Source organism: Rhodohalobacter sp. 614A, assembly GCF_021462415.1.
Lineage (GTDB): Bacteria > Bacteroidota > Rhodothermia > Balneolales > Balneolaceae > Rhodohalobacter.
The window spans coordinates 403,544-417,497 of record NZ_JAKEDS010000002.1 but is presented as its reverse complement, the minus strand read 5'-3'; the positions used below and the strand labels follow the sequence as shown (position 1 = coordinate 417,497).

Annotated in this window: 12 protein-coding genes; 8 read left to right on the top strand and 4 right to left on the bottom strand. The window is 38.8% G+C overall.

The features are described from left to right. The first annotated feature begins 79 nt into the window (after positions 1-79). From L0B18_RS10570 to L0B18_RS10555, 4 genes are all read left to right on the top strand, one after another. Positions 80-817: a glycosyltransferase gene (locus L0B18_RS10570; protein WP_234571738.1), complete on the top strand. Its 738-nt coding sequence runs from the start codon at positions 80-82 to the stop codon at positions 815-817. After that, entirely contained in the window at positions 814-1,914 is a 1,101-nt protein-coding gene (locus tag L0B18_RS10565) for a hypothetical protein (protein WP_234571737.1), read from the top strand. Before L0B18_RS10570 ends, L0B18_RS10565 begins: the two co-directional genes overlap by 4 nt. Positions 1,915-2,101: 187 nt before the next feature. Further along, complete coding sequence (locus L0B18_RS10560; protein ID WP_234571736.1) at positions 2,102-3,697, top strand: heparinase II/III domain-containing protein; 1,596 nt, start codon at positions 2,102-2,104, stop codon at positions 3,695-3,697. Then, on the top strand, positions 3,694-4,884 hold the full coding sequence (locus L0B18_RS10555; RefSeq protein ID WP_234571735.1) for a glycosyltransferase family 4 protein: 1,191 nt from the start codon (positions 3,694-3,696) through the stop codon (positions 4,882-4,884). The genes L0B18_RS10560 and L0B18_RS10555 overlap by 4 nt, the downstream gene beginning before the upstream one ends. Before the next feature lie 38 nt (positions 4,885-4,922). On the opposite strand, the gene L0B18_RS10550 is transcribed toward L0B18_RS10555, so the two are convergent. The 4 genes from L0B18_RS10550 to L0B18_RS10535 are packed head-to-tail and all read right to left on the bottom strand — an operon-like array spanning position 4,923 to position 8,843. Beyond that, positions 4,923-5,759: a hypothetical protein gene (locus L0B18_RS10550; RefSeq protein WP_234571734.1), complete on the bottom strand. Its 837-nt coding sequence runs from the start codon at positions 5,757-5,759 to the stop codon at positions 4,923-4,925. 20 nt (positions 5,760-5,779) lie between these two features. Next, entirely contained in the window at positions 5,780-6,616 is an 837-nt protein-coding gene (locus L0B18_RS10545) for a glycosyltransferase (RefSeq protein ID WP_234571733.1), read from the bottom strand. Continuing rightward, entirely contained in the window at positions 6,616-7,722 is a 1,107-nt protein-coding gene (locus L0B18_RS10540; RefSeq protein WP_234571732.1) for a glycosyltransferase family 4 protein, read from the bottom strand. Before L0B18_RS10540 ends, L0B18_RS10545 begins: the two co-directional genes overlap by 1 nt. Before the next feature lie 23 nt (positions 7,723-7,745). Further along, a complete protein-coding gene (locus tag L0B18_RS10535; protein ID WP_234571731.1) occupies positions 7,746-8,843 on the bottom strand; it encodes a glycosyltransferase WbsX family protein in 1,098 nt (365 codons plus the stop codon). Between the two features lie 545 nt (positions 8,844-9,388). On the opposite strand from L0B18_RS10535, the gene L0B18_RS10530 reads away from it, so the two are divergent. From L0B18_RS10530 to L0B18_RS10515, 4 genes are all read left to right on the top strand, one after another. Beyond that, positions 9,389-9,994, top strand: coding sequence for a hypothetical protein (locus L0B18_RS10530; RefSeq protein ID WP_234571730.1), 606 nt, complete (start codon positions 9,389-9,391; stop codon positions 9,992-9,994). Next, positions 9,991-12,282, top strand: a complete 2,292-nt coding sequence (locus L0B18_RS10525; protein ID WP_234571729.1) for a fibronectin type III domain-containing protein — start codon at positions 9,991-9,993, stop codon at positions 12,280-12,282. Before L0B18_RS10530 ends, L0B18_RS10525 begins: the two co-directional genes overlap by 4 nt. 76 nt (positions 12,283-12,358) lie before the next feature. Continuing rightward, positions 12,359-12,922 carry a hypothetical protein gene (locus L0B18_RS10520; RefSeq protein WP_234571728.1) on the top strand — a complete coding sequence of 188 codons (564 nt, stop codon included), beginning with the start codon at positions 12,359-12,361 and terminating at the stop codon, positions 12,920-12,922. Then, positions 12,895-13,944 (top strand): LamG domain-containing protein, encoded by a 1,050-nt coding sequence (locus tag L0B18_RS10515; RefSeq protein ID WP_234571727.1) that lies wholly within the window; start codon positions 12,895-12,897, stop codon positions 13,942-13,944. The genes L0B18_RS10520 and L0B18_RS10515 overlap by 28 nt, the downstream gene beginning before the upstream one ends. Positions 13,945-13,954: the final 10 nt, after the last annotated feature.

Sequence of the window (13,954 nt, the reverse complement as noted above, 5' to 3'; positions counted from 1 at the left end):
AAATGCTCAAGAAAGCATACCTTATGTTTGCAAAAAGGGCTACTAATCATTCATAATTTTAAACCAGAACTCTACTCGTTTGCTGCTTACGGTTATTATAGTTACAAAAAACCCGGGAAATGATATTTATCCAACTCTGGCCAGCCTGAAAAACCTGGATGATTCTTCCGTAGAAATTTTGGTTAAAGATAATAGCTCGGACAAAAGTCTTTCAACAATCAACGACGCCTTTCATTTCTCAAATTTCAGGTATGTGCACCAGAGTGATTTTGGGGTGTATGATGCGATGAATCAGGCCCTTGAAATGGCGAATGGAGAGTTCATTTATTTCCTGAATGCCGGCGACCAATACCTTAACGGGAGCTTGCTGGAAACTTTAAGAAACAGCGATGATCAAACCGGGTTTCTCTTTGGCAATATGATCTTCCTCCACCCTTTTGTCCGCTTAGTCAGGTATTCCCGATATATCAATAAATACAGCGTGTACCTGAGACGGGTTTGCCACCAGGGAATCATTTTCAGAAAAGAGGTTTTTGATGCGCTTGGAAATTTCGACACAAACCTGAAAATAAATGCGGATTACCTGTTTATAGTAAGAATGATGGATCGGTTCAAAGGCAAATCTCTGAACCGCTTTTTAGCCATGAATAAAGGAGGTGGAATATCCTATGGTCATAAACCTTCCAAAACCGAAAAGAAATATCTGACCCAGCAAATGAAAAAAGTCTTCTCTGCCCCTGAACTTTGGCTTCTTTCCTTTGCATCGATTATTGTGGCGACTCTTGTTTATCTGAAAAACTTCAACAAGCCAACATGAAAATCCTGTTTGTCTTGCCCGTACTTTCGGATTCGTATTATAGAAAGCGCATCGAAAAATTATCAGAGATTGGGGTTCATTGCTCTGTTGTGGGATTTGACCGGGATCATTACAAAGGCAAGCCGTGGACCATTCCGGCCGAGTCCCTCGGAAAAATTCAACACGGACAATATTTCAGAAGGTTGGGGATTCTGTTGAAATCCATTTTCCGGATTCGTAAATCATTAAAAAACAAAGATGTAATTTACGCTTACAATCTTGATGTACTTCTGATCAGTTGGCTGGCTACTTTATTTCAATCCGGCGATATCAAAATCGTTTACGATGTTGCCGATATTCGCTCAATACTTGCTGAAGAGGGCTTTGTCTCAATGATTCTTCGAAGTCTTGAACGGTTTCTTTTGAAGCGAACAACGGTCATCGTTGTAGCGTCTCCTGCTTATATCGACAATTATTTCAAACCGATTCAGAAAATTCAGGGTGATTTTTTTGTGATTGAAAACAAGGTTGAAAAAGATCTTTCCCATCAAACCGAAACGGTTTCTCCAATCACCAAAAAAAATCATGTCACAATCGGATATTTCGGGATGTTGAGATGCGAAAGATCTCTCAGCGTTTTGAAGCAACTTGCCGAAAATAGTAAAGGCGAAATTCGTCTGCTTCTTCGCGGACTTTTTTTGAATACGGAAGATTCTGAGAAAGAATTTCGATCTCTGGAATTTGCTCAATATGATGGCCCTTTTGTCTACCCCGATGATCTACATGAAATGTTTGCAAATGTAGACCTGGTTTGGGGAGCGCATTATCAAACACAGGCGAACAAAAATTGGGCAATTGTAAACCGGTTTTACCAGGCTTGTTATTTTAAACGACCGTTAATTGTTCAGACAGGTTCACAAAATGCCAGGCTTGTAAAGCACTATAATATCGGGATGGAAATTGACCTTGAAAATTCCAAGCAAGCGATTGAAAAAATTCAAAGTGTGGATTTTCCTCAAATTGAGATTTGGCAAAAAAATATGAGAGAAATGCCGGAGGATGTTTATACTTTTACAGATGAACACGAAAATTTCATCAATTTATTGAAATCTCTATAACCTTTCAGCAGGCAACCATGATTTATGCTTATTGACCTGATTGCAAGTGATAAACCCAACTTTGCTAAATTGGTCCGAGGTAGCACTGGGATTAAAAAACCGCTCAACAAACCATACTATTTTTAAACTAAACAGGAATTTCATTGATTGTTTACCTTTCGATAATCATCAACCAAATATGTAAGCCGTGCAGATAGTTTCAAATGTTCGTGATCTCTACCACACTCTGCGGCATTTAAAACCAGTACAGGTTTCCTATCGATTGAAATATGGATTACAGCGAATCCATTCTCTGAAAAAGATCGATAGTGAAAATTTACAGTTTTTCCCCCTCTCGATGCTGCCGGTACCGTCAGCTAAAAACTTTTTTGAAGTCACGGACGGCGGAATTAAAGTCAACCTGTTGAACAAATCAGAAACTTTTCAAACGAGGGTTCGATGGAATGAACTGAAACATGGAAAATTGTGGAATTATCATCTGCAGTATGCGGACTTTCTGAAACAGGATGAACTTTCTATCAATTTTCGGGCGGAATTGGTTTTGGATCTTTACCGATGGCTGGAACAGGGGAAAATCGGGCCTGAACCGTATCCCGCTTCTCTTCGTGTGATGAACGTGATCCGGTTTTTATCAGAAAATCATGATGAAATTGAAGCCAAGCCTGATCTCACAGAATATCTTTTTTCTGAACTCCATTTTCTTGCAGATCGGCCGGAATACCATCTTTTAGGTAACCACCTGATGGAGAATGCTTTTGCCCTTTTAATGGGAGGGGTTTCCTTTCATCAACAGAAATGGGTTCAAATGGCAAAATCTATTTTGGCCGAACAGATTCCCGAACAAATTTTGCAGGATGGTGCACATTTTGAACGCAGTCCGATGTACCACCTCATTATGCTGTTTCGTTTTTTGGAAGCAATCTACTATTTGCCGCCCGGTTCCAAACTCTCTACACAAATCTACCAGCTTTCTGGAAAAATGCTCGGTTGGATCGAGCAGATGAGTTTTAGCAATGGCGATCTTGCTCATTTCAACGATTCCACCAAAGGTCAATCGTATTCCAAAGATGAAATTTTCACGATGGCTACAGCTTGTAATCTCAAAGAGATTCCAAATATTGATTTGTCTGATTCGGGTTATAGAAAATTCAGCAATCGTAATTTCGAACTAACGATCGATGCAGAAGGCATTGAACCATCTTATCTGCCGGCACATGCACACGCCGATTCTCTTTCTTTCATCTTACAGGTGCAAAACAAACCCGTAATTACCGATCCGGGTGTTTCAACATATAATACGGGAGAACGGCGGAATTGGGAACGTTCTACACAAGCCCATAATACCGTAACATTTAACGGAGAAGACACCGCAGATGTTTGGAGTCGTTTCAGAGTTGGCAGACGGCCAACTGTGGCGATTCAAAACCAAACATCCTCAGGAATTGAAATACTTTTAAAACATAAGCTAAAATCCGGGAAGGATTTCCATCATAAGAGAAATTTTACTGTGGATAAAGATTTCATTGAAATCAAGGATATTGTGAATCTTGACAAACCGGTTGAAGGCAGGCTTTACTTTGACCCCGAAATTGATATCAAATTATTGACAAATCAGTGTGTGGAACTAACGAATGGAGTCATCATTTTTTTTGAAAGTGTTCAACATGTTCGGGAGTTTTCTTATGATTACTGTATAGGCTTCAATTCTTATAAGACTTCGAAAGCTCTTGAATACACATTTGTCAACCAATCTCTGCTCAAAATTATAGCTCCGCAGATATGAAACGCATTCTGTATCTCACGTTTTATTTTCGGCCGGATCTCTGTGCAGGTTCTTTTAGAAATTCCCCACTGGTGGATGAGCTGATCAATCAAACCAAAAATACGGACATAGAGATTGATGTTTTGACGACAAGCCCCAATCGATATTCAACTTTCCGGGAAGAGTTTAAAGTGAGAGAGAAGATCGATAATGTTACGATTGAACGCATCGTGGTTCCATCTCATGAAAGTGGAATCAGTGACCAGATTTTCAGCTTTAAAACTTATTTTTTTGAAACCCTGAAAAGGACCAAAAACAGGAAATACGATTTGATATTCGCTTCATCCAGTCGTTTTTTCACGTCCTACCTGGGCTATTGGATTGCCAAGCGAAATAATGCTCCGCTTTATGTGGATATCCGGGATCTTTTCAGTGAAACGCTGCGCGGAATTTCGGATAATTGGCTGATCAAAAATGTGTTGGCCCCGGTAATTGCTTCGCGTGAAAGGAAAATTCACCAATATGCCAGCCATATCAACCTTATCAGCGAAGGATTTAAGCAAAGTTTCCAGGATAAATCCATCGCTGTATTTTCATTCTTCACTCACGGAGTGGATCCCGTTTTTAAAAAAGCTCAAAGTAAAAAAGATGATTCTAATCATGATTACATCAAAAAAATAGTGTATGCCGGCAATATTGGTGATGGGCAGGGCTTGCATAAAATTATACCGGAAGCGGCAAAACAACTCGACGGTTTTTACTCTTTTACATTAATTGGTGATGGTGGCGCCCGGAAAAAACTCGAAAACAGCCTTCAGGAATTTGATGTTAAAAATGTAGAAGTTCTCGATCCGGTCAGCAGAGATGAAGTCATCGAAGAATATAAAAAAGCAGATATTCTTTTTATTCACTTAAATGATCTTCAGGTTTTCCGAAAAGTCTTGCCTTCAAAGATTTTTGAATTAGCCATTGTGGAAAAACCCATTCTTGCGGGAGTACAGGGATATGCCCGAAAATTTCTCCGGGAAAATGTAGATGGATCTTTTCTGTTTGATCCGGGAGATGTGGAGGGACTCCTCCAGCAAATCAGGGAGATTGAAAAATTCTCTGACGAAAAGTTGGAAATTGACAACTCAGGTTTTTCGAAAGAATTTGACCGGAAAGAGATCAATAAAAAAATGGCCCGATCAATCCTGAGTTATTTGTAAGAAAGGATATCTCAAGAATTTTCTTTTCCTGAAAAAAATCAGAAAAATCTCTTCATCTTTTTCTTTAGCAAGGATAGCTGATAAACCGTTTCTTCAAACCGGCTTAATCCCATATCCATTTTAACAGGATGATAGATTATATTTTTTGATCCTGCCTTTTTCATCGCCGGACGATACCTTAACGAACCCAATTTTAAAAAGCGGTCGTCAGATGTTGGAAAGTGCGCATTTTCCCGGTAAAAGTTTGGATATTCAGAATTTCCGAATTCACGATCTCCTCTTAAATCCAACAGCTTAAAATCATTTTTATGAAGTAAAGTCGGAAGCATCACCTCGTGATGACCAACCCAACCGGTTTTTAATTCTTCACAGAGAAATTTCAATGCCTCTTTTGAAACCCGATAAATGGGATTAAATGATCGTATCCTGCTGGAAACCGGAATCTTTTTTTTTGGGTGATCAAGTCCCCACCAGGGCCAATATTCATTTTCGTTATAGGGCTGAATGTAGCTTGATATAAAATCTGCATGACTATTAACAAACGTATCAAACAAATGGCACCATTTTCCGCCAAATTCCACATCATATTCGATAAACCAATAGTGATCGTAATCAGGGATTTTTTTAAAAAAATAGAGAAAGGCTAAATGAACGCTTGAGAACATCGAACCTTCTTCAAGCATTTTAAATTTCTGAACTTTGAGCTGATCTAATGAAAAATGGTAGACGGGAACTTCTAAATCCGACGTGTCCTTTTCTCCATGAACCAATACAGCAAAATCCCGTGCCCCTTTCTCACGGTTAATCTTGCGAATGTTGTTGAGAATCACATCATCTATTCGGTGTGTAAGAAGAAAAATGATCTCCTTTGCCATGGTTGAATAATTATTCTTTCTTAGTGATGTTTAATTTTTTCTGCAATTCTTTTTATAACAGTCATAGTTATTTGTACGGGCAACAGCAAGAGTCCAAACCACCACTGATTCCTGGGTGTATCTATCAAAACCGGAAAATGCTTGTCAGATATATGAACATACAAATTTAATGACAGTATTCGGTTAGACACGTTTTTTTCATGAATGATTTGCGTCCAATATGGATGATCCGGCATCTCCTCAGATGTTTCATATTCTTCCCAACGATGATGAGCGTGCTTCAATACGGTGTTGATCTCATCGCAACCCTTCAATTTTGAGAACAGAGAGAGGAATGGAGAATACGTGTAATCTTTAATTAACGCTTTTCTGAATGGAAATTTTACCTCATACTGGTATCCAGTACCTGCATTGAGCACATATTCATGATCGAATGCATCACGCCGTTCCATAAATTTTTCTTGAATAGATTCCATAAAATGGCTGGAAATACAGTCGTCATTATCGATGCGGGTTGTAATCAAATAATCTGAAGAATATTTTCTTTTGATGTAGTGAACCAGTCTCTGCCGGTGATCTTCTTCGGGTTTCACAAAAAGAAACCGAACATTTTTGAGTGCCTTTTCCGTCTCCCGAATAAAAGATGTATAGAGTTCTCTTTTTTCCTCATTAAAAAAAATAATCCACTCGAAATTTTGTGTGGTTTGATTGATGACCGATGGCAAGCAATACCTGTTAAAAAGTTTAAATCTATCCTGATGCCACTGATCATCACAAAGATAGGGAGTGTGCGTGTACGGAGAAAAATCCAGGTTAAAGCGTGTGAGCAAGAGGTGTGTAAAATTTTTGTCAGCCATCAATCAGATAAAGAATTCCCCGCTTTTTTGATTGCATTTCTTTTGTTATGAGTATTCAAATATACTTCGTGAATTTTATCCGCAATTAAATTCCAATCAAATGACTGTGCCCTTTTCCGGGCAGCATCTCTTTTTGAAAGATAAAGACTTGAATCCTCAAACATCACTTTGATAAGCTCCGCTATTCCCTGAGAATCTCCTTTTTCAAATAACCAGCCTGATTCCCCATCCACGTATTCCGGAATACCGCCAACCTTCGACGACACCACGGGTGTTCCGCATGCAAAAGCCTCTAAAATGGAATTGTTTGCCGTTCCATATAACACAGGAAGGAGTAATACATCTGCTTTTTGATAAAGTTCAATCAAGTTTTGTTCGGGGATGTTATTGTGAATTTTAACATTTTTAATGCCTTTAAATTTATGGCTCATCCATTTTGGAACCACCACATTATAAACATAGTTGTCGGCCGTTGTTTGCAAAATCCGCATAACATCAAGGATAGTTTCCCAGTCCCTTCCATGATGGCCAACTGAAAGTAAGTTTATAAAACCTGAATCCTCTTTTGGTGAATTATCGGGATGGAAAATACTTGTGTCAATTCCATGCGGTATCACATGCACATTATCCTCCCCTATCCATTCACCAATCAAATCAACCATGGAGTGAGAGACAACAATTGCCGCATCCAACTTTTTGAAATTCCTATAATGCCCGGCTGATATCGCTTTTTGAACATATTTAGAACTTGCAGGCATGTGAAAGGTAGCAATCAGGCTACAGTCCAAATATTTGCGAAACTTCAACAGAAAATTTAGCTGATCTTCCGCATATAGAACGTGTATGATATCGAAGTCACTACGAAAGGTTTTTCTTAAAATTTTTAATTCACTAAAAAAATCAACCGGTTCATAGTGATTCACAAATCTGCTGGAAGGAACCAAATATTTCCACGATTTGTGGGAAAGTGAAAATCTCTGGATTTTGCTTTTGCCCGTTACAACTTTTTCTCCCGATAAATAATCCGTTATTTTATCGTAACCGCCGGACTTGGTATGATGGCCCCACTTTTTTGTAAGTGTGATTGATTTGAGTTCTTCAGACATGCATTACAAAACTTTTTTCTTCATCACTTGTCCGTTTCAGGATCGATCTCATTTTGATCCATTACTTTTTTAAACACTTCAAGATAAGCACGTCCCCACTTCTTGTCAGGTTCCAGATAATTTCCTTCCGCCCATTCATTCCAGGATTTGACCATTAGAAACCGGTGGTTAGAATTATTTTTCAAGACATATTGCACTGCTTCACGGAGATGTTTCTCAAATTTTTCAGGGGTTGAATTTGTATAAATAACAGCATTTTCCCCAGAACGCGGACTGTTATCCCAATTCGGAATTACTGCCGGGTATATTTTATCCTTGATATTCGAATCGGGCAAAAAATACTTACTTGCCATTGAATAATCATAAACATGCTGAAGTCGCTTATTTCTACTTTTCTTTTGAAAGATTGAAGACAGTGAATGAACAAACTTTTTCTTTTTCTCCCAGGTTATTCTATGGTGATACGGAGGGACAATTGCCTTGAAATTGTACTTATCCAACTCCCAACCCAAGCTTACATTGGTTGCTACAAAGTGGATTCCGGAGAACCCATTTTTGATTGCAAATTCGTTGAAGGTCTCCGTGAAAAGTTGTAAATCAGGTATTTTCTGAGGTTGATAAACCAAAAAGAAGGGCGCATTATCAACTTTTATATATCTTTCATCAGAAAAAGCCGGCAATACATAATTAAAATGGTTTTTAATATCCTCAATTCCGGGATATGTTTGTTCCATAAGAATCCGGTTAGGAGCCCCATGCCAAATACCTGTCCATGATTCATTGGCCCATCCTAAACAAAATGGAAAATCTGGTTCGCCACTTTTCAACACATCCTGAAAAGGTTTCTCAAGAAGAGTGTTGCCATTTCCAAACCAGTAATGCCAATAACAAAATCCATGAATATTGTGGGCTTTGGCCAGTTCCGCTTGTTTAATTCGGATTTGAGAATCCAGTAAATCGTAATATCCTAATTCTCCCGGTTGGCGCGGCTGTTCATGATCATCAAACAGAGGTTTCGCACTCTTAACATTTGTCCATTCCGTAAAACCATCTCCCCACCATTTGTCATTTTCGGGGATTGGATGGAATTGGGGAAGGTAAAAAGCTATGGGTTTAATCACTAAATTCTAATCTTAATCAAAAGATATTAATTCTTTCTTTGTGTTCGAATAGTATACAAATAATGTCTTGTATGATCACCAGTAATGTCAATTGTTACTAATAGTTAAGCCGTAATAGCCATCAACTTTTTCTTAGTTCATATTTTAAATAATTGAAAAATAATTTGTGTTTAAAAAAATAATTCTATAAATACATCACAGAGTCTATTCATTATCAAGATTTTCAAAGGCTGTATCGCGCTAACATATTAGGATCATCAAGTAACCAATTTACTTCAAATTGGGGAATTCATTCAAGAAGTTGCTACCGAAATTCAACTTTTGAATTTCAACTCTTTGCTTTTAGAGGATGAGACAATACAATAAGACTAACTGATGTATTCAGTTGAGAGATAGCTACAACCGAATCATTGGTCTACATACAGATTCTGACCGATGCCTATACAAATTTCGGATTTAAATATCGATGACAGTTTTGATGAAGACCTAAACACTTCTGGTGGTTTTCAACTTGATCTCAACAACGCAAGTTAACCCATAAACATATGGCAGTAGGTATATTAAATATCCGTGGAGGGACTTCACTTCCCGCATCATTAGAGGAACGCGAACTTTTCCTTCTTTTTGATGACACTTCAAATGAATTTAAACAGATTTTTGCAGGACCTTCAGGAGGTGGGACGCCGGTTCCGGCCTCCGTTCCACCAGATTATGAATCAGTTTTAGAGCTCATTACTACCGGAGGGATTGACGAAAACACACTTCTGTATGATATTTTTGAAGAAGATCTTGGAGTCAGAGTTCATGAAAACGGATACGATTCATCACCAGATCATACCGCTACAATCTTAACCAGCATTAAAGAAGTGACTGGAACGCCTTATGTACCTCAAATCGGGGATCATGTCAATACCATTCTTAGCAAAACAGATGCAGGTGATATCCGTTTGGATGAGAATACCTTCCCTGTTGGAGCCACACTGGTATTTGAGCATAATGCTGTCTCAGGTGATATCTCGATTATTGCAGGAACAAATGTTACGATCAATGTTTTCTCTGGACATAACAAACTTGCTGGGCAATATGCCACTGCTTCTGCTGTACATCGGGGTTTAAACGATTGGCTCTTAACAGGAAGCCTGATATCATGAGTGTTCGATTATTTGATTTATATGGCATTCGGAACTCTGCAATCGCCGTAGACCTTCCGCCCCCAATAATTACCTCAATCGATGATGGTAATCAACAACTCACGGTTCATTTTACCTATGATGATTCTGTATATCCCATCACCGACGTAGAATATAGTTTAGACGAAGAGGGATGGATTTCTTCGGAAATGTCAACAAGTCCTGTTGTTATTTCAGGACTTACAAATGGGCAAACCTATTCTGTTCGTGTTCGCATTGTAAGCGGAACAAATTTAAGTGAGCCTAGTAATTCAGCAAATGGTACACCGGCAACCGTTCCCGAAGCACCAACGATTACTTCTATTAATTCAGGAAACCAAGAAATATTTGTCAATTTTCTGCTTGGTTTCAATGGAGGCTCTCCAGTCACAGATATAGAATACCGTCTCGATGGAGGATCGTGGCAAGCCGGAGGGACAACGACAAGCCCGCTTGTTATTGGCGACCAGCCCAACCAAGAAGAGATGACAGATATCGAAATAAGAACTACAAATTCGGTTGGGCCTTCACCTGCATCAAACATAATTCAAGGACGAGCAGCCAAAAGGTTAGATCTCGAAAGGTATTTTACTCTTGATACGGATCTCTTTTCAGCAATTGATAATCTTACATTTTCTACCGTTGAGGTTGGCAATCAAGTTGTTCTTCATCACATGAACAGAACTACGGATACCCCCTATGAATCATGGGAAAGATTGCCGTCAGGATCAGGCATTAATGACCCAAAAGCTGCGTGGACTCGAGGTATAACGGGCTCATTGATGATAGACCACCAAGGGAATCTTCGCTTATATTATAACCTGATTTTCCCATATACAGATGATCAGGATGAGGCACAGAATAAAAGGGCACTTGCTGTGATGAGAAGTACTAATAATGGAACTTCTTGGGATAAAATTATCACCAATGGAAGACCCGATCTTGTGGACAATGCTACTGAAAGTAACATGATAAATTTCCCAGCACCTTCAGGAGTTGGAAAAAACGATGTAGACAGTGTTAAAATTATTTATGATGCATCATCAGAAAAATATATAGCTTTATCATTATGGTATTCTCTGGGTTCTGAATATTTCATATCTATATCTGATGATGGATTGACAGGTTGGTCAACTCCACAATCTGTTATTACCAATGTTCCTGGGGATGATAATCCTGGATCACTTTTTTTTGATGAAAATAGTAATGAATGGGTAATTGCATTTAGAGGACGGGGGCGTTCAAGTGGTCAATTTCAAAACTGGCCAACTCCTTATTATTTAACAAGATGGTTAGGAATGGCCACGGCCGCTACGTATGATGGACCATACAGCATTCTTACTGATAATGGAAATCATATAATTGTTGATCCAGCAAATGTTTATGACTACGGAAGTGAAGCAGATCAGGTTTCTTTCTGGGAATTAGTAGATACGCAAAAAGGATGTGCAAACGGAAGTGAACACTATGAACCTATATCAGAAGAAGAGTCAAAAGTTAGAACTGATTTCCAAACAACCCCTGTAATTTTTTATGCAGGACAATATTTTGTAATTCCATCAGCTTATTTCAGAAATGACGAACGAGCTCTCTATAGAAGACCTGATCGAACAGATGGACCTACATATCCGGTTTGGGGCCATTCAAGAACAAAAACTGGGCTATCGCCTCAACACAGCGGCCAAGTTGAAGGGGCATGGAAGTTTCCTGATATGAACCGGCCAGCAGTTAATCTTAGCCCATACTTAAGAGTGGATACTAATCAGTGTAATCTTTCTAATGGTGCTAATGAAGTAGGAAGAGTGTCACCTGGATGTGGGTTTGTAGTTCATAATAATGGTTCAACTGATCGAATTATTGTTGGAGTAATCGTTGCCAACACACTTGAAGAACAAAGGCAACTGAATGTCAATACAGATTTGGATGCGGAATGGACGATTGCTATACATCACATAGAAAGGGATCGGTTTGCAAAACTTGTGGCAGGTGGTATCGAAGGAAGCTGGCAGACCTCCAGATTAAATATCCCTTATGGAACAACAGGGCTTTATCTCAATTCAGAAGGAACCATTTTAGTTGAAATTTTAAACAGTATTACAGGAACTCCAATATCTGGATTTACAAAATCAGATTCAGAGATAATTACCCAAAATGGGTTAAATAACGAGGTTACGTGGTCATCCCATTTAATTGATGAATTGGAGGGGCAAAATTGCCGTCTAAGAATATATGTGACCAATGGAGCCGTGTATAGTTTCCGATTTGATTGATTTAACAGTTTTTGAGAATAGCATGTAGAATAAGAAAACCCTTTTTAAAACTAAACATTCACAAACACAACAAACAATGGCTGCAATAAAACGAGTAATTGTTTCTTCTGTACCCGGAAGCTTAGCGGAAGGAACTGAAGTATTTGTAGAAAATGGATCCGGACTGGATTTGTATATCGGCAACAGTTCTAATAATCCAGTGTTGGTGTCTGCCAATCAGTTTCTTCAAAGTGGTGATGTTGTTGAAGTTTCTGATATTGTAGATAACCTTGCTTCAACCGATACGGATAAACCCTTGAGCGCTAATCAAGGAAAGGTATTAAATGATGCGAAAGCGGATAAAAACCAAAACTGGCAGGAACGAACAGGAGACTGGACGTTAACATTGGTCGATTCGTACCGCATAGATCGTTGCACAAGTGGAAGTGCTGAGAATGTGACAATTCCCCCAAATTCTAGTGAGGCGTTTCCTATTGGCTATTGGAGAGTAATCCGCCAGGTGGGAGTTGGTCAGGTTACTATAGTAGAAGGATCAGGCGTTATAGTGAACGGAGGGAAAAACACAGCAGGCCAAGATAAAGGCTTTATGCTTGTAAAAGTTGATACCAATGAATGGGACGTTTATGGGGGGGTAGAATGAGTTTTTCTGCATATTTGATTGGAATTCTGAGTCAGAAAACCGGAATGACAAAGCTTACAGTAAACGCCACAGAGGTTATAGGAGGACCACATATCAATTTTCCAATCCTAGTAAATTTAGCTGATATGCCTCAAATTTTTTGGAGTGTTGTAAGAAATGGAGGAGAAGACATAAGATGTTATTCTGATGTTCAGAAAACCATCCAATTGGCAAGAGAAGTCGTTTCGTGTGAAACCGGTTCGAAAGCTGGCGAACTTTGGGTGAAAATTCCCTCACTTTCATCTAGTACTACCTTTTATATAGATGTTGATGGCGTAAGCAATGAACCGGCCCCTGACAGCACGTACGGTCGAGAAAATGTTTGGACAAATAACTATTTAGCAGTTTGGCACATGGGAGAATCTTCTGGTATTTCAATGGATTCAACTATGAATAACAATGATGGTATATTTGGAGGAAATTTACCAGATCAAAGATCTGGTAAAATCGGCAACTCTCAACATTTTGATGGAAATGCTGATTATATAAATATAGGTAATAGTCTATCTCCACTTGATGACTTTACTGTTTCGGCTTGGGTTAAACCTGATGCTATAAGTATAGATAAACAAATAATCTCTAAAGGATTTGATGGGACGAATACACAATGGGAACTTAAAACGACCACTGAAGCCGGGAAAATTAGTTTTCAAACATACGACAACCCCAATGGACTTGGGGTAGAATCTATTAACACAATAACAACTAATTGGAATTATATCGTTGCTTCTTATGGGACAAGTTCTGATTGGAAAATTTATCTCACAGGTACTCTGGATAACTCTTCAAATGATTCAGGGCCTGTTTTAACATCTGAAGATTTACAAATTGGTGCTGTTTACGCATTTGGATCACCAGGTTTCCAATCATGGGAAGGATTACTTGATGAGGTTCGAATATCAAATACTGTTCGTTCTTCAGATTGGATTAAAACGGAATACAATAATCAGAGTGACTCCTCAGCTTTTTGGATAGTACAATAAAATTTGAATC